We start from the raw sequence: 16,020 nt of genomic DNA on the forward strand, positions 1-16,020 counted from the left end.
GCGGGCCACGAAGCCGAGGCGGCTGTGCGAGACGTCGAGGGTGTAGTCGCCGGTGATGTCGGTGAGGGCAGCGTTCTCGGTCATCGGGTGTGCTCCTTGCTCGGGTGGATTAGTTGAAGTCTCAACAGTCTTCCTAACCAACGATGACACGTCAACCATTCCGGCTCAAGATGTGGTCTGGGTCACCTTGGTGAACAGGGCGTGAACGGCGCACGCCCCTCCCGGTGCCCGCCCGGCCGTCGAGCAGCCCTGCCGTGGGCAGGAAAAAAGCGCGACGAGCCGCTCCCTGTCGCGGGAGCGGCTCGCCGAAGAGCTGGGGTCAGGCTGCGTGCGAGTGCACGGCCGCGGGCTGGCCGACCTCGACCCAGACGGCCTCCATCCGAGTACGGCCGTTGGCGTCGGTCACGGGAAGCCATCGCATCTCGAGATGCGTGGTCACGTTCGCGTCAGTCATGGGTCACCTCCTGTTCACCTGGTGTTCACCAAAGTAGCACATCCCCCACCGGTTCCCCACCGATTGCCCGTGATCGCCTCCGACGCTCCACCTGGACCCCCGAAACGTCGCCCGCCGCCTCCCTCGCGCTCCACCCCAGGCGGTCGTCCCAACGGCCTCAGGATCATGCAGCCGGTTCCTGCCCGAAATCGGGCAGGAAGTTGCGATTGCCGCCGGCGTGGGTGCACGCTCTTCCGGTGTACGTCGACCCGCTCCTGCTCCGGCACGTCCAGGAGAGCAGCGGGCTCGACGCGGCGCAGGCCCAGCGGCTGGTCCAGGACGTCCTCGCCTTCCACGAGGAGTCCGTGGAGGAGTGGGTCCGTCGCCGACACGCGGAGCTGAAGACCTATGGCGCCAAGAACGAGGCGATCTTCGCCCGGCTCCGCGAGGAGCTGCGACAGACCGTCGTCGCGCCACCCGAGCTGTCGGAGCGGCAGCTGCGTCGGATCGTGTACGGCTGAGAGGGAGAAACCAGGAATGTGCGGCATCGTCGGCTACATCGGAACCCAGCAGGCAGCACCCCTGCTCATCGAGGGGCTCACCCGCCTCGAGCACCGCGGCTACGACTCCGCGGGCGTCGCCGTCCTCGGCAGCAGCGGCCTGAAGGTCGCCAAGAAGGCGGGGCGCGTCCGTGACCTGTCGGAGGGACTGCCCAAGCGCTTCGGCGGCAAGGTCGGCATCGGCCACACCCGGTGGGCGACCCACGGTCCGGCCAATGACGTCAACGCGCACCCGCACACCGACGCCGTCGAGCGGGTCGCCGTCGTCCACAACGGCATCATCGACAACGCCGCCGCGCTGCGCGCCGAGCTCACCGCCGACGGCGTCGACCTGCGCTCCGACACCGACACCGAGGTGCTCGCCCACCTGATCGGCCGCTCCACCGCCAAGACCCTCGAGGCCCGCACGGCCGACGCGCTCTCGCGGATCGAGGGCACCTACGGCATCGCCGTCACCCACGCCGACTTCCCCGACCGGATCGTCGTCGCCCGCAACGGCAGCCCGCTGATCATCGGCGTCGGCAACCACGAGATGCACGTCGCGTCCGACCTGGCCGCGCTGGTCCGCTACACCACGACGGTCGCGCACCTCGACGACGGCGAGATGGCCACCGTCACGGCCGGCGGGTTCACGACGTACCGGCTCGACGCCACCGGCTTCTCGGCCACCGACCGCCGCGCCAACAAGGTCGACATCGACCCGGCGGCCTACGACGCCGGCGAGCACGACTCGTTCATGCACAAGGAGATGCTCGAGCAGCCCGCCCGCGCGGAGGCGGTGCTGCGCGGACGCCTCGACGAGCGCTTCGGCACCGGCCACCTCGGCGGCCTCAACCTCGACGCGCGCGAGCTGCGCGCGATCAAGCGGGTCAAGATCCTGGGCTGCGGCTCGGCCTACTACGTCGGCCAGATGGGCGCCTCCCTCATCGAGGAGCTGGCCCGCGTGCCCGCCGACGCGGAGGCGGCGAGCGAGTTCCGCTACCGCAACCCGATCGTCGAGCCCGACACGCTGTACGTCGCCGTGACCCAGTCCGGCGAGACGATCGACACCCTGCTCGCCGTCCAGGAGGTGCGCCGCAAGGGCGGCTTCGTGATCGGCCTGGTCAACGTGGTCGGCTCCGCGATCGCCCGCGAGGTCGACGGCGGCATCTACCTGCACGCCGGCCCCGAGGTCGCGGTCGCCTCCACCAAGGCGCTGACCAACATGTACCTCGCCTTCGCGATGCTCGCGATCCAGCTCGGCCGGGTCCGCGACCTGTCCATCGCCGACGGCCGTCGGCTGATCAACGGCCTGACCGCGATCCCGGGCCAGATCGAGCAGGTCCTCGCGATGGAGGACCACCTCGCCACCGTCGCCCAGCAGCTCGGCGCGGCCGAGAGCCTGTTCTTCGTGGGCCGGGTGCGCGGCTTCCCGGTCGCGCGCGAGGGCGCCCAGAAGTTCAAGGAGATCAGCTACCGGCACGCCGAGGCCTACCAGACCAGCGAGCTCAAGCACGGCCCGCTGGCGCTGATCTCACCCGAGGTCCCGACCGTCGCCATCGTCCCGGACGACGAGCTGGTCGAGCGCAATGTCGCGGCCCTGCACGAGATCGCCGCCCGCGGCGGTCCGCTCGTCGTGATCACCCACCCCGGCGTCGACCTCGGCGACGTCCCCGCCGACCGGATCGACATCCCCCGCAACGAGCGCGAGCTGGACCCGATCCTGCTCACCATCCCGCTGCAGGTGCTCGCCTATCACGCGGCCCTCAGCCTCGGTCACGACATCGACAAGCCGCGCAACCTGGCCAAGTCCGTCACCGTGGAGTGAGCGTCAGCGGGGCGTGAGCGCCGCGGCGGGGATGAGCAGCGACACGATCACCGGGCTGTGGTCGGAGAGCAGCCGGCTGTAGCGATCCCCCGCGGCGGTCGCGGTCGTCGGCTCGTCGAGCCGCCAGCTCGCGACGTGGACGCCGGCCGAGGCGAAGACGTGGTCGAGGTGGTTGCCCCACGGGTAGATCGAGCGCGGGACGACGCTCCAGTTGTTCATCGAGCTGCGGAAGGTCGGCGAGCCGTAGTGGCCCGCGACCTCGAAGGCGTCGCGGAAGCCGGCGGCCTCGAGCCGGACGCGCGGCAGGTCGTCGTACTTGCCACGGTAGGAGTTGAGGTCGCCGCCGAGCACGATCGGCGGCGCGCCGGCCGGGTAGCGCGCGGCGATCGCGGTGAGCAGCGCCTGCATCTGCGCGCCGCGGTAGCGGTCGTGGCGCGCCGCGCCGCCGGGCATCAGGTGGACGCTCACCACGACGACATGCTGGCCTGAGGCGCGGTCGATCAGCTCGACCCAGCAGGCGCCCTTGGTGTTGTCCTCGCCGCTGACCGGCGAGAACAGGATGCCGCGGTTGGTGCCCGGCACGACCGCATAGCTCGAGGTGCGGACGAACAGCGACTGCCGGCCGGCCTGCGTGCCGGGCAGCGGGGCCGGGTTGTTGTCGCCGACCTGGCAGGCGCGGGTGTAGCCGGTGAGTCCGGCGTTCATCGTCGGCGTCGCGTTGAGCGCCTCCTGGACGGCGACCACGTCGGCGTCCATGTCGTTGACGATCCGGGCGTTGACGGCGGCGCTGCGGGCGCTCCAGCTCCTGCACATGTAGCTACAGACGTTCCAGGTGGCCATGGTCAGCCCGAAGGACGACGCCGGCACCCCCCGGTCGAGCGGCATGGTGAGCTTGCAGGCCTTCGTGCTGCGCAACCCCGTGCCCCACTTGCCGACGGCGCGGACCTGGAAGCAGTACGTCCGGTTCGGCGTGAGCCCGCCGATCGTGCGGTGCTCGGCCGGCGTGCCGGACACGGCCGCGCCGCCCGTCTTCTTCGCCGAGCTGCGCTGGACGTCGCCGGAGCCCGGCGCCCAGTCGACCTGGTACGACGTCGCGCCGATCGTGCGCGGCCAGGTGAGCGTGACCGCCACGGTGCTCGCGGGCGCCCCCTCGAGCCGCTGCCCGTCGACCCACGGCGGTGCGACCCGGTCGAGGCGCGGCGTCGTGCGGCACACGACCGGCGACCACGGCCCCTTGCCGGAGCGCAGCTTGGCGCGGACCTGCACGCACACGGACACGCCCTGGGGCAGGTTGCGCAGCACGTACGACGTCCCACGCGGCCCCGCACCCGTCGCCGGGCTCATCGTCGGCGAGGTCGACCAGCGCAGCCGGTAGCCGCGCGCGCCCGTCGTCCGCCGCCACTTCGCCGTGAACCCGGCCCGGTCGCCCGACGTCGTCGGCTTCGCCAGCCGCAGACCGGTGACCGCCTCCGCCTTGCGGGCGGACACCTCCGCGTGAGCCGGCGTCGGGGCCGCGAGCAGCCCGCCGACGCTCAGCGCGCCGGCCAGCAGGCCGAGCGCCATCGCACGTACCGTCACAGTTCCCCCATCGCCAGTGCGGTCGTCTCGTAGCTCAGGACATTAGGAGATCGGCACCTGGAGCGCGACCTGAAGCGGTCCGTGGTCGGAGAGCAGGTCGGTGTAGCGGCCGCCGCTCATCGGCTCGGCCACCCGCCAGCTCGCGACGTGGATGCCGGGGGTGCTGAAGACGCGGTCGACGTGCGCGCCCCACATCGTCGTCGTCCCCGCGACCACGCCCCATCCGTGGGCGGAGGCGTAGTGGGTCTTCGAGTCGTAGCGAGCAGCGATGTCGTAGGAGTCGCGCATGCCGATGTCGACCAGGTAGTCACCGGACTTGTCGGTCGGGCGGCTGCGGCTGGAGTTGAAGTCGCCGACGAGCAGCACGCGGTCGCCCGCGCCGGCGCCGATGGCGCGGACCAGCTGGGCCGCCTCGGCGCGCCGCTGGTCGTCGTCCGCGGTCGTGGAGCCGACCTTGAGGTGCAGGCTGGCGACGGTGATCGGGGTCTGGGTCGCGAGGTCCTCGACGGTGACCCAGCAGGCGCCGCCGACGTACCGGCCGGCGCCGTCCTTGAAGATCGTGTCGCCCGAGGCGCCGCTCGGGACGACCCGGTAGGTGCTCTTCTTGTAGTAGAGGATCCGGTCGCGGCCCAGGCCCGAGGTGCAGCCGACGCCGTAGTCGGCGCTGAGCAGCCGGTTGAGGTCGGCGGTGGCGTCCACGGTGTGACCGCTGTTCATGCCCGCCTCCTGGATGGCGACCAGGTCGGAGCTGAGGGCGCGGATCCGCTTCGCGATGCCGTCTCGGCGCGGGCCCCACGCGTGGCAGCCGGAGACGACCGCGCAGATGTTCCACGAGGTGACGTTGACGTCGATCGAGGCCGACGGCGACAGCGGCCCACGGTCGGCGGGCATGGTCACCTTGCAGTGCCGCTGCGAGCGCAGCCCCGGGCCACCGCCGCCCATGCCGCGGACCTGGAAGCAGTAGGTCCGGTTGGGGAGCAGCCCCGGGACGACGGTCTCCTGCTCGCCGCCGGCGCCCGAGCTGGGCACCCGCTGCGTGGCCTTGCCGGCGGCCTGGACGACGAGGTCGTTGGCCTGCCGGTAGTCCAGCTCGTACGACGTCGCGCCGGCCAGCCGCGGCCAGCGCACGGTCAGGTCGACCCGCGGGCCGGAGGCGGTGCTGCGCAGCTGCTGCGCGTGCACCCACACCGGGCTGGCCTGGCCGACCCGGTCGACCCGGCGGCACACGACCGGCGAGCGCTTGCCCAGCTTGCGGCCGTTGACGCCCCGGACCTGGAAGCACCAGGTACGCCCGAGCGCGAGCCCGCGGACGGTGTAGCTCCGCTTGCGGACGCCGGCCTTGTGGGGCTTGCGCATCGCGGGCGACGTCGACCACAGCACCTGGTAGCTGCGCGCGCCGGTGGCCTTCGGCCAGCTCAGCGCGACGTTCGCCTTGCCCCCGGCGAGGCGGCCGGTCGCGGTGACGGCGCCGACCGGACCCGGCTTCGCGGCGGCCTGCGCCGGCGTGGCCGTGCCCGCAACGGTCGCGGTGATGGCCAGGACGGCCCCGAGCAGCAGTGCCAGCGGCACCCTCGTCCAACGAGTCAACGTGCTTCTCCCTCTTTACTCTCCCGTCGAGGACGGTACGTCGAGAGGGCGGCGTTCTCCTAGATACGGACGGTTCCGGGACCCCGGGACCAATGTCCCGGGTCCTACTCCCTGGTCGAGCGTGACTGAGCGCACCGCGCCGACGATCAGGGGTGAGAAGGCTCACGGCACTACCCTTGTCGGGTGAGTGAGACCGCAGAGAACGAGACCGCCACGTTTGCCGACCTCGGTCTCGGCGAGCGGATCCTGAAAGCCCTCAAGGACGTCGGCTACGAGACGCCGTCCGCGATCCAGGCGCAGACCATCCCGCACCTGCTCGAGGGTCGCGACGTGATGGGCCTCGCCCAGACCGGAACCGGCAAGACGGCGGCGTTCGCGCTGCCCATCCTCGACCAGCTCGACATGGCGCAGAAGAAGCCGCAGGCGCTGGTGCTCGCCCCCACCCGCGAGCTCGCGCTGCAGGTCTGCGAGGCGTTCGAGAAGTACGCCGCCAACCTGCGCGGCGTCAGCGTGCTGCCGGTCTACGGCGGCCAGGGCTACGGCGTCCAGCTCTCGGCGCTGCGTCGCGGCGTCCACATCGTCGTCGGCACGCCCGGCCGGATCATGGACCACCTCGAGAAGGGCACGCTCGACCTCACCGAGCTGCGCTTCCTCGTCCTCGACGAGGCCGACGAGATGCTCAACATGGGCTTCGCCGAGGACGTCGAGACGATCCTCGCCGACACCCCCGTCGACAAGCAGGTCGCGCTGTTCTCGGCCACCATGCCGAAGCAGATCCGCGCGCTGTCGCAGACCTACCTCAAGGACCCGGTCGAGATCGCCATCGAGCGCAAGACCCGGACCGCCGAGAACATCACCCAGCGCTACCTGATGGTCAGCTACCCGCAGAAGGTCGACGCCCTCACCCGGATCCTCGAGGTCGAGAACTTCGAGGGTGCGATCGTCTTCGTCCGCACCAAGAACGAGACCGAGACGCTCGCGGAGAAGCTGCGCGCCCGCGGCTACAGCGCCGCCGCCATCAACGGCGACATCGTCCAGGCGCAGCGCGAGCGGACCGTCAACCAGCTCAAGGACGGCAAGCTCGACATCCTGGTCGCCACCGACGTCGCCGCGCGCGGCATCGACGTGCCCCGGATCAGCCACGTCTTCAACTACGACATCCCCACCGACACCGAGGCCTACGTCCACCGGATCGGCCGCACCGGCCGCGCCGGCCGCAGCGGTGACGCGATCTCCTTCATCACCCCGCGCGAGCGCTACCTGCTCAAGCACATCGAGAAGGCGACCCGCTCCACGCTCGAGCAGATGCAGCTGCCCAGCGTCGAGGCGATCAACGAGTCCCGGCTGAGCCGGTTCGACGACCAGATCACCGCGGCCCTCGAGTCGCCGCGGATCGAGTTCTTCCGCGACGTCGTCAGCCACTACATCCGCGAGCACGACGTCCCCGAGGTCGACGTCGCGGCCGCGCTGGCGATCGCGATGCAGGGCGACACCCCGCTGCTGCTCGAGCCCGAGCCGGAGCCGGAGCGCCGTCCGCGCCGCGAGCTCGACCGTGACCGCGGCGACCGCTTCGACCGTGGCGACCGCGGCGACCGTGGTGGTCGTGACCGGGGCGACCGCGACCGCGGGCCGCGCTCGGGCGGCAACCTGACGTCGTACAAGATCCAGGTCGGCAAGCGCCACCGCGTCGAGCCCCGCCAGATCGTGGGCGCGCTCGCCAACGAGGGCGGCCTCGACCGGCGCGACTTCGGCAAGATCACGATCCGCCCTGACTACTCCATCGTCGAGCTGCCCGCGAAGCTGCCCGACGAGGCGTGGGAGAAGCTCAAGCAGACCCGCATCAGCGGCAAGCTCATCGAGCTGCAGCGCGACTTCGGCCCGCCGAAGCGTTCGCGCCGTCCCCAGGACTGACCTACGGTGTGACCCCATGGGGGTCCCCCGTCGCGTGCGCGCGGCCGCCGCCTGTGCGGCGGCCGCGTTGCTGTACGCCTGCGGCAGTACGACGCCCGGTGCCGACCCGCCGCCGGCCACCACCTCCGCGTCGCTGTCGGGGCCGTCGGGGCCGTCGGGGCCGTCGGGCCCGACGCCGGCCGCGAGCGACCCCGTGTCGGCCCCGCCGTCGGTCGCACCCGAGGGCGCCCGCGCGGCTGACATCCCGGACGCCGCGATCATGGCCCAGCTCGCCCGCCGCGCCGAGCGGATCGCGAAGCACCTCCCGCCGCCGACGCCGCCTGCCGACGTCGACCGCGGCTCCAACCGCGCGCTGGGCTATCAGCTGATGATCGAGTTCGGCTTCCCGAACGACCAGTGGCCCTATCTCGACGCGCTCTGGACCCGCGAGTCGGGCTGGAACCACCTGGCCGAGAACCCGACCTCGGGCGCCTACGGCATCCCGCAGTCGCTGCCCGCCGAGAAGATGGGCGTCGTCGGCGCCGACTGGCGCACCAACCCGGAGACGCAGATCCGCTGGGGGCTGGCCTACGTCGCTGCGCGGTACGGCAGCGTGCAGAAGGCGTGGCAGCACTCCCAGCAGTTCGGCTGGTATTAGGCGATCCGGTTCAGCGCCGCATCCTGCACGCACGCGGCTCCGGCGAGCAGCCCGCCCGCGGCGGCCACGAGGACGGATGCCATCGGCATCGGCATGCCCGGTCCCTGAGCGAGGTCGCCGGCGGCGTACACGCCTGGGACGTTGGTGCGGCCGAAGCCGTCGACGAGCACCGCGCCCAGCTCGGAGACGTCGAGGCCGAGCTGTTCGGCGAAGGGGGCGGTCGGCGCCCATGCGGTCTTCGCGAACATCCCGCCCAGCGTGATCGGCGGCGCGCCGTCGAGGTCGACCTCCAGCCCGTCGTCGGTACGGCGGACCGCGGTCACCGGCGCCGTCGCCACCTCTGCGCCCAGCAGGTCGAGGCTTGCGGCGGTCGCGTCGTCGAGGCGCGCGCCGTCGGTCAGCACGACCAGCTCGCCGGCGATGGGCCGCAGCATCGAGGCCATCGCGGCGGTGTGCGGGGCGGAGCCGAGGATGCCGACGCGGGCGCCGGCGAACTCGTGGCCGTGGCAGAACGGGCAGTGCGCCACCAGGTCGCCGAACTGCTCGGCCAGCCCGGGGACGGCGGGCAGCGTGTCGTGGACGCCGGTGGCGAGCACGACGCGGCGGGCGCGGACCGGCTCGTCGCCGGCGAGCTCGAGGACGAAGGCGCCCAGCTCGCCGGAGATCCGGGTGACCTCGGCCTCGACGAAGCGCACGTCGTCGTACGCCTCGGCGTCCTTGCGGGCGGCGACGCGGAGCTCCGCCGGCGGCTGGCCGTCGTGGCCGAGGAAGTTGTGCATGTGGGTCGCCGGGTCGTTGCGGTAGCGGTCGGTGCCGAGCACCACGGTGGTCTGGTGCATCCGGCCGAGGGTCTGGGCCGCCTGCAGGCCGGCCGAGCCGGCGCCGATCACGGCGACATCGTAGGTCAGCGGGGTCATGTCTTCTCCTTGCACGCGGTTCAGGACTTGCGCAGGTCAGAAGCGTGTGACTTCATGTCAACATGAAGTCAAGTCCGGGTGTGCGATGGACCGTCGGCGAGCTGGCGGAGCGGTTCGAGCTGGAGCCGCACGTGCTGCGCCACTGGGAGGACAAGGGCCTCCTCCTCCCCGCGCGCGACAGCGCCGGACGGCGGGTCTACGTCGAGGACGACGCCTACCGGGTCGCCGTCATCCTCGCGAGCAAGGCGTCGGGGATGAGCCTCGACCAGATCCGGGTCCTCGTCGACTCCTCCGCCGACGGCCGCCGTGACGCGCTGCGCGCCCACCTCGACGAGCTCGACCGCCGCCAGGCCGAGCTCGAGCGCTCCCGGCACATGACCCAGCACGCGCTGGAGTGCCGCGCGCACGACATCGCGACCTGCCCCGGCTTCCGGGCGCACGTGTCCGACATCGTCGACGGATCGGTGCGCGGGATCGCCTTCCTCGGCGGTCATCGCTGAGGCGCGCGCCGGGGGTTGTGTCGCGGGGCGCTGGTAGAAAGTTCGTCATGCGGCGGATCTCGGCAGTCCTGGTGGCCCTCGGCGTGCTCGTGGGCGGCTTGAGCGCGTGCTCCGGCGGAGGCTCGAGCTCCGACGACGCCGCAGCGGCCGTCGCCCGCAAGCTCGCCGACGCGCTCACCGCGGCCGCGGCGCCCGCGGCCGACGCGACGTCCGACCCCCTCGCCGCCCTCGCTTACGACGGCATGCAGGGCACGACGGTCGCGAAGAACTACGCCGACGTCATCGCCAAGATGGATGGCATCGCGCCCACCGTGAAGGTCGCCAAGGTCGACGCCGGCGCCAAGCAGCCGAGTGCGACGCTCGCCTGGTCGTGGCCGGTCTCCGCGGGGGCCGACCCGTGGACCTACCAGACCACCGTCGGGCTGGTCCACGGCAGCGGCGACGCCTGGTCGGTGATCTGGGCGCCCGACGTCGTCCAGCCCGATCTCAAGGAGGGCGACGTCCTCGACGCCGTCACCCAGCCGTCCGACCGCGGCGACATCACCGGTGCGCGCGGCCAGGTGCTGGTCACCGAGCGCGCCGTGATGCGCTTCGGCATCGACCGCGGCAAGGTGCCCGCCGCCCAGGCGCCCGCCTCGGCCCGCGCCCTGGCCACGCTCGTGGGCATCGACGTGCCGGCCTACGTCAAGGCGGTCCGGACCGCCGGCCCCCGCGCCTTCGTCGAGGCGATCACCTACCGCGCCGACCAGATCCCGCCCGCCGTCGACGCGCGTGCCGCCGACATCGCCGGCTTCTCCCAGCTCAGCGCCCAGCTCGCCCTCGCCCCGACCCGCGACTTCGCGGCGCCGATCCTCGGGCGGGTCGGCCCGGTGACCGCCGAGATGGTGAAGAAGAGCCCCGACGTCTACCGCAACGGCGACACCGCCGGCGTCTCCGGCCTGCAGGCGCGCTACGACGACCAGCTCCGCGGCGCCCCCGGCCGGGTCGTCTACCTCGACCCGAAGGCCGACACCGCGCAGCGCACCGTCCTGTTCCGCCACGACGCCGTCGCCGGCAAGCCGCTCGCGATCACCCTCGACCAGCGACTCCAGACGCTCGCCGAGCAGGTCCTCGCCCACACCGGCCCGGCCAGCGCGCTGGTCGCCCTCCGCCCCAGCGACGGCGCGATCCTGGCCGCCGCCAACGGCTCCGGCACCGGTGGGCAGAACTACGCCACCTTCGGGCAGTTCGCGCCCGGGTCGACGTTCAAGATGGTCACCTCGCTCGCCCTGCTGCGCGCCGGGCTCACCCCCGACTCGCCGGTGCCCTGCACGCCGACGGTCAACGTCAACGGCAAGCAGTTCAAGAACTACTCCGACTACCCGGCCTCCGCTATCGGCACCATCGCGCTGCGCCGCGCGCTCGCCCAGTCCTGCAACACCGCCTTCATCAGCCAGCGCGCCAAGCTCACCGACGGCGACCTCAGCGCGGCCGCCGCCACCCTCGGCCTCGGCGTCGACCACGACCTCGGCTTCCCGTCGTACTTCGGGGCGGTGCCGCCCGCCGCCAGCGACACCGAGGGCGCCGCCGACATGATCGGCCAGGGCAAGATCCTCGCCTCGCCGATGGCAATGGCCACCGTGATCGCGAGCATCCAGGCCGGCAAGACCGTCGTCCCCCGCCTCGTCGACCAGGTCGACGTCGCCGTCCCCGCCGCCGCCAAGCCCCTCACCGCCGTCGAGGCCCGCGAGCTGCGCACCATGCTCCGCGGTGTCGTCACCGAGGGCAGCGGCCGCGGCCTGCTCGGCCTCCCCGGCGCCCCCGTGATCGCCAAGACCGGCACCGCCGAGTACGACGACAAGGGCACGGTCCGCACGCACGCCTGGATGGTCGCCGCCCACGGCGACCTCGCCGTCGCCGTCTTCGTCAACACCGGCGAGTCCGGCTCCCGCACCGCCGGCCCACTGCTCGAGGCATTCCTGCGCGGGGCACGCTAACCCGGATCCCGGATAGGACCTAGGTCCCGAACACCGGTCACCGATCGGGGAAAAATCGGGATCCGGGTTTGACCCTCACCGTCCGCGCGCTATCGTGAGATCAGTCGTACTTCGGAGGGAGCACCGATACGACTGAGCCCCTCGTTGACCCCATGCAATGAGGGGCTCTCTCCGTTTTGGATGGCCCGAGCGCGTCTCCGCCTGCCCTGGGGGCAGCAAGCTGCCGGGGGGCGGCTTCGCCGCGCTGCCGGGCCGCGGTCGAGGTTCGCTGGGTGCGAGGTCGCATGGCGGCCAGACCCGGCCGATGGGGCGAGCGCGTCTGCGCCTGCCCTGGGGGCAGCAAGCTGCCGGGGGGCGGCTTCGCCGCGCTGCCGGGCCGCGGTCGAGGTTCGCTGGGTGCGAGGTCGCATGGCGGCCAGACCGGGCCGATGGGGCGAGCGCGTCTGCGCCTGCCCTGGGGGCAGCAAGCTGCCGGGGGGCGGCTTCGCCGCGCTGCCGGGCCGTGGTTGATGTTCGCTGGGCGAGAGGTTGTTGGGGCGGCCAGGCCGCCGCACGCGTTCTCAGGATCACTCGCGCGTGGTCGCGGTGGGTTGCTCTTTTGGCTCTCGCGGCGTGACCGGGCGAGTGCCAGAGTGGGCCCATGACCTTTCGCGAGCGCCTGCACCACCTGCTGCCCGAGTCGCGCCGCCAGCTGTACGTCGGCGGCGCCTGGGTCCCGCCGAGCGGCGGCGGTCGGATCGACGTCCTCGACCCGGCCGACGGCTCGGTCCTGACCGATGTCGCCGACGGCACGCTCGACGACGCCAAGGCGGCGCTCGACGCGGCGGTCAAGGCGCAGGACGGGTGGGCGGCGACCCCGCCGCGCGAGCGCGGGGAGATCCTGCGGCGGGCGTTCGGACTGGTGACGCTGCACGCCGACGACCTGGCGCTGGTGATGAGCCTCGAGATGGGCAAGCCGATCGCGGAGGCGAAGGGCGAGGTGACCTACGGGGCCGAGTTCCTGCGCTGGTTCTCCGAGGAGGCGGTCCGGATCCACGGTCGCTGGATGCAGAACCCGGCCGGTGGCAGCCGGCTGCTGACCGTCCGCAAGCCGGTCGGTCCGTGCCTGTTCATCACCCCGTGGAACTTCCCGCTCGCGATGGGCACCCGCAAGATCGGCCCCGCCGTCGCGGCCGGCTGCACGATGGTGGTCAAGCCCGCCGCGCAGACCCCGCTGACGATGCTGCTGCTCGCCGCGCTGATGGAGGAGGCGGGCCTGCCGGCCGGCGTCCTCAACATCGTGACGACGTCCGACTCCGGTGGCCTCAGCCGGACGCTGCAGGCCGACGCGCGGCTGCGCAAGGTGAGCTTCACCGGCTCGACCGGGGTCGGGAAGCGGCTCGTCGAGCAGTCCGCCGGACAGCTCCAGCGGGTGTCGATGGAGCTCGGCGGCAACGCGCCCTTCCTGGTGTTCGCCGACGCCGACCTCGACGCCGCCGTCGAGGGCGCGATGATCGCCAAGATGCGCAACATGGGCGAGGCCTGTACGTCGGCCAACCGCTTCCTCGTCGAGGCCTCGGTCGCCGAGGAGTTCGGCAGCAAGCTCGCCGCGCGGATGGGCGCGCTCAAGGTGGGGCGCGGCCAGGAGGTCGGCGTCCAGGTCGGTCCGCTCATCGACGAGAAGGCGGTCGCCTCGGTCTCCGCGATCGTCGACGACGCCGTCGACCGCGGCGCGCGGCTGCTCACCGGTGGCCGGGCACCCGAGGGGGACGGCTTCTTCTACCCGCCGACCGTGCTGGCCGACGTCCCGGCCGACGCCGACGCGGTCCGCAACGAGATCTTCGGACCGGTCGCGCCGATCACCACCTTCACCGAGGAGGACGACGCGATCCGGCTGGCGAACGCCACCGAGTACGGCCTCGCCGCCTACGCCTTCACCCGCGACCTGGCCCGCACCATCCGGCTCGCCGAGCGCCTCGAGACCGGCATGCTCGGCATCAACACCGGCCTGGTCTCCAACCCGGCGGCGCCGTTCGGCGGCGTGAAGGCGAGCGGGTTCGGGCGCGAGGGCGGCTTCGAGGGCATCGAGGAGTACCTCGACACGACGTACGTCGCGCTGCCGGCCGGCTGACGACGCCGGCTGACTCGGCCGGCTGACTACGCCGGCCGGCTGTGCCGCCCGAGCAGCGCGAGGACGTGATCGCCCGAGGGCGCGTCGGTGGCCACCGGGACCGGCAGCGCGAACCGCTCGTCGCCCTCGAGCGCGATCCGCAGCGCGGTCGGCAGCAGCGAGTCGGCGAGGGGCTCGGGCAAGGGTGTGCCGCGGCCGGTGGTGACCCCGACGTCCCAGCCGTGGACGGCGATCTCGAGCGCCGCCAGCCGGGCGATGGCGTCGATGGGCAGCGGGTGCCCCCCGATCGTGACGTACGACGAGTCCGCCCGCATCCAGGCCGCCAGCAGGCCGCACGCCTTGGTCTGCAGACTGCGGACCCGGACCTCGAGCGGCGCGGGCGCCGCGCTGTGCAGCCCGACCGCGCCGTCGGCCGCCTCGGCGAAGGCGTCGAGGGCGTCCTCCATGTGGGCGAGCAGGTCGGCGAGCGTCCAGCCGGCACACGGCGTGGGTCGGTCGACGTCGGCGCAGGTGATGGTGGCCAGCGCGCCGCGGGTGTAGTCGAGCGCGCGCTGCAGCAGGTCCAGTCCCGGGACGAGGCCGGCCGGGACGGGCGCGGCGGTCATCGGGGTCAGCCCGCGCAGGCGGGCGCGCCCGGAACCGGCACGTAGTCGGCCGGCAGCTGCTCCGGCAACCCGAAGCGGGGGAACAGGCGCCGGTCGAAGAAGGCGGTCACGTGCTCGACCCGCTGCTCGTCGCCGCTGCCGGCCATCTGCAGCACCTGCAGGTGGAAGGGCTCGAAGTGGCCGTCGGGGTGGCGCATGTAGAGGCCGAACGCCGGCTGGCCGTTGGCCACCGTCTCGACCATCGGCATGTCGTTGCAGCCGCCGGGGCACTTGGTGCCGATGAGCTCGCCGATCGCCTCGACCCCGCGGTAGTGGTTGAGGAAGGGCGGCATGTCCCAGGTGGCGTCGTACTTGAGGAGCTGGACGATCTGGTCGATGTCCTTGCGCCAGAAGGCGGCGAGGTAGGCGTCGAGCAGCTGGCGCTGGGCCGGCTCGAGGTCGGGCTCGACGGTGTCGGGGGTGAGTCCGCGCTCGGCGAGCTGGGCGTGCGCGCGCTGCAGGGCGGAGTTGACGGCGGCGGTGGTGGTGTCGAGGGCGGTCGCCGTCTCGGCGGCGGACCAGCGCAGGACGTCGCGCAGGATGAGCACCGCGCGCTGGCGCGCCGGCAGGTGCTGGAGCGCGGCGACGAACGCGAGGCGGATCGTGTCACGCTCGGCGACCTCGACCGCCGCGTCGGGGATCGGCTCGAGCCACGGGACCTCGTAGTCCTCGACGAGCTCGTCGGCCGGTGAGGAGTCGGCGGTGCCAAGGCCGGTGGGGAGCGGGCGGCGCGGCTTGTTCTCGAGGTTGGTCAGGCACACGTTGGTGGCGATCTTGTAGAGCCAGGTGCGCACGGAGCTGCGGCCCTGGAAGCTCGCCGACGCCTTCCAGGCGCGCAGGAAGGTCTCCTGGACCAGGTCCTCGGCCTCGTGCACCGAGCCGCTCATCCGATAGCAGTGCGCCATCAGCTCACGCTGGTAGCGGCCGGTCAGTGCATCGAAGTCGGCCAGCTCGTCACTCGCGGGTCCGGTCTGCGTCTGCTCCGTCACCATGCTCCCCATCGTCGCGCCCCTTGCTCTCGCCAGTCTGCCTGATGAGGAGACTGCGCGCAGGGGCGGAACTCATCGGCGCGCGGCGCAGATTTCCAGAACCTTCTCGGCAGCCGGCAGGGCGAGCGCCCGGTCGGCCGGCACCAGCCCGATCCGGGTACGGCGGTCGAGAAGGTCGTCGACGTCGGCCGCGCCCTCGTGGGTCACCCCGAAGAAGAGCTCGGCCCACACCGTGGACAGCCCGTCGGCGATCGGCGCGAGCAGCTCGTCGTCCGGCCAGCCGCTCGCGGCGACGGCCGCGGCCTGGGCGAGGCCGGCGTCGTCGCCGTAGCGGCGGATGAGGCGCGCCTCGCCGGGCCGCTCGGCCCGGG

General features: G+C 72.5%; 14 protein-coding genes. 7 read left to right on the forward strand and 7 right to left on the reverse strand.

Going from position 1 to position 16,020, the window contains the following annotated elements; translation table 11 throughout:
• Window positions 1-319: 319 nt before the first annotated feature.
• On the reverse strand, window positions 320-454 hold the full coding sequence (locus AB4880_RS23540) for a hypothetical protein (protein ID WP_367921659.1): 135 nt from the start codon (window positions 452-454) through the stop codon (window positions 320-322).
• A gap of 236 nt (window positions 455-690) precedes the next feature.
• Between AB4880_RS23540 and AB4880_RS23545 the strand changes: the two genes are divergently transcribed.
• The gene (locus tag AB4880_RS23545) at window positions 691-954 is read left to right on the forward strand and encodes a hypothetical protein (RefSeq protein ID WP_367921660.1); all 264 of its coding nucleotides are present in this window, start codon (window positions 691-693) and stop codon (window positions 952-954) included.
• 16 nt (window positions 955-970) lie between these two features.
• The gene (glmS, locus tag AB4880_RS23550; RefSeq protein ID WP_367921661.1) at window positions 971-2,800 is read left to right on the forward strand and encodes a glutamine--fructose-6-phosphate transaminase (isomerizing); all 1,830 of its coding nucleotides are present in this window, start codon (window positions 971-973) and stop codon (window positions 2,798-2,800) included.
• Window positions 2,801-2,803: 3 nt separating this feature from the next.
• Here glmS and AB4880_RS23555 read toward each other — a convergent pair whose 3' ends face one another.
• Together AB4880_RS23555 and AB4880_RS23560 are read right to left on the reverse strand one after the other, a co-directional pair.
• Entirely contained in the window at window positions 2,804-4,378 is a 1,575-nt protein-coding gene (locus AB4880_RS23555) for an endonuclease/exonuclease/phosphatase family protein (protein ID WP_367921662.1), read from the reverse strand.
• Window positions 4,379-4,420: 42 nt separating this feature from the next.
• Window positions 4,421-5,965 (reverse strand): fibronectin type III domain-containing protein, encoded by a 1,545-nt coding sequence (locus AB4880_RS23560; protein ID WP_367921663.1) that lies wholly within the window; start codon window positions 5,963-5,965, stop codon window positions 4,421-4,423.
• Between the two features lie 183 nt (window positions 5,966-6,148).
• Between AB4880_RS23560 and AB4880_RS23565 the strand changes: the two genes are divergently transcribed.
• Complete coding sequence (locus AB4880_RS23565) at window positions 6,149-7,876, forward strand: DEAD/DEAH box helicase (protein WP_367921664.1); 1,728 nt, start codon at window positions 6,149-6,151, stop codon at window positions 7,874-7,876.
• A gap of 16 nt (window positions 7,877-7,892) precedes the next feature.
• Complete coding sequence (locus tag AB4880_RS23570; RefSeq protein WP_367921665.1) at window positions 7,893-8,513, forward strand: aggregation-promoting factor C-terminal-like domain-containing protein; 621 nt, start codon at window positions 7,893-7,895, stop codon at window positions 8,511-8,513.
• Here AB4880_RS23570 and AB4880_RS23575 read toward each other — a convergent pair.
• Window positions 8,510-9,430 (reverse strand): NAD(P)/FAD-dependent oxidoreductase, encoded by a 921-nt coding sequence (locus AB4880_RS23575; protein ID WP_367921666.1) that lies wholly within the window; start codon window positions 9,428-9,430, stop codon window positions 8,510-8,512. The two genes, AB4880_RS23570 and AB4880_RS23575, sit on opposite strands and share 4 nt — an antisense overlap.
• A 62-nt stretch (window positions 9,431-9,492) precedes the next feature.
• Here AB4880_RS23575 and AB4880_RS23580 point away from each other — a divergent pair, with 62 nt between their 5' ends.
• From AB4880_RS23580 to AB4880_RS23590, 3 genes are all read left to right on the forward strand, one after another.
• Window positions 9,493-9,930, forward strand: coding sequence for a MerR family transcriptional regulator (locus AB4880_RS23580; protein WP_367921667.1), 438 nt, complete (start codon window positions 9,493-9,495; stop codon window positions 9,928-9,930).
• Between the two features lie 47 nt (window positions 9,931-9,977).
• A complete protein-coding gene (locus AB4880_RS23585) occupies window positions 9,978-11,906 on the forward strand; it encodes a penicillin-binding transpeptidase domain-containing protein (RefSeq protein ID WP_367921668.1) in 1,929 nt (642 codons plus the stop codon).
• A 640-nt stretch (window positions 11,907-12,546) separates the two neighbouring features.
• Window positions 12,547-14,016, forward strand: coding sequence for an NAD-dependent succinate-semialdehyde dehydrogenase (locus tag AB4880_RS23590; protein ID WP_367921669.1), 1,470 nt, complete (start codon window positions 12,547-12,549; stop codon window positions 14,014-14,016).
• A 26-nt stretch (window positions 14,017-14,042) separates the two neighbouring features.
• Here the strand turns inward: AB4880_RS23590 and AB4880_RS23595 are convergent, their stop codons facing one another.
• The 3 genes from AB4880_RS23595 to AB4880_RS23605 all read right to left on the reverse strand — a co-directional run.
• Window positions 14,043-14,621 (reverse strand): TIGR03086 family metal-binding protein, encoded by a 579-nt coding sequence (locus tag AB4880_RS23595; RefSeq protein ID WP_367921670.1) that lies wholly within the window; start codon window positions 14,619-14,621, stop codon window positions 14,043-14,045.
• A gap of 5 nt (window positions 14,622-14,626) precedes the next feature.
• Window positions 14,627-15,652 carry a sigma-70 family RNA polymerase sigma factor gene (locus AB4880_RS23600; RefSeq protein WP_367921671.1) on the reverse strand — a complete coding sequence of 342 codons (1,026 nt, stop codon included), beginning with the start codon at window positions 15,650-15,652 and terminating at the stop codon, window positions 14,627-14,629.
• 69 nt (window positions 15,653-15,721) lie between these two features.
• Window positions 15,722-16,020: glycerol-3-phosphate dehydrogenase C-terminal domain-containing protein (locus tag AB4880_RS23605; RefSeq protein WP_367921672.1), on the reverse strand; the 299-nt coding region annotated here is incomplete at its 5' end.

Origin of the sequence: Nocardioides ginsengisoli (genome assembly GCF_039537225.1) — a bacterium.
Lineage (GTDB): Bacteria > Actinomycetota > Actinomycetes > Propionibacteriales > Nocardioidaceae > Nocardioides > Nocardioides ginsengisoli.

Excerpts from the sequence above, each read along its gene's own strand:
- AB4880_RS23540 (WP_367921659.1), bottom strand. The coding sequence starts at position 454 with ATGACTGACGCGAACGTGACCACGCATCTCGAGATGCGATGGCTTCCC.
- glmS (WP_367921661.1), top strand. The coding sequence starts at position 971 with ATGTGCGGCATCGTCGGCTACATCGGAACCCAGCAGGCAGCACCCCTG.
- AB4880_RS23570 (WP_367921665.1), top strand. The coding sequence starts at position 7,893 with ATGGGGGTCCCCCGTCGCGTGCGCGCGGCCGCCGCCTGTGCGGCGGCC.
- AB4880_RS23575 (WP_367921666.1), bottom strand. The coding sequence starts at position 9,430 with ATGACCCCGCTGACCTACGATGTCGCCGTGATCGGCGCCGGCTCGGCC.
- AB4880_RS23580 (WP_367921667.1), top strand. The coding sequence starts at position 9,493 with ATGAAGTCAAGTCCGGGTGTGCGATGGACCGTCGGCGAGCTGGCGGAG.
- AB4880_RS23585 (WP_367921668.1), top strand. The coding sequence starts at position 9,978 with ATGCGGCGGATCTCGGCAGTCCTGGTGGCCCTCGGCGTGCTCGTGGGC.
- AB4880_RS23590 (WP_367921669.1), top strand. The coding sequence starts at position 12,547 with ATGACCTTTCGCGAGCGCCTGCACCACCTGCTGCCCGAGTCGCGCCGC.
- AB4880_RS23595 (WP_367921670.1), bottom strand. The coding sequence starts at position 14,621 with ATGACCGCCGCGCCCGTCCCGGCCGGCCTCGTCCCGGGACTGGACCTG.
- AB4880_RS23600 (WP_367921671.1), bottom strand. The coding sequence starts at position 15,652 with ATGGTGACGGAGCAGACGCAGACCGGACCCGCGAGTGACGAGCTGGCC.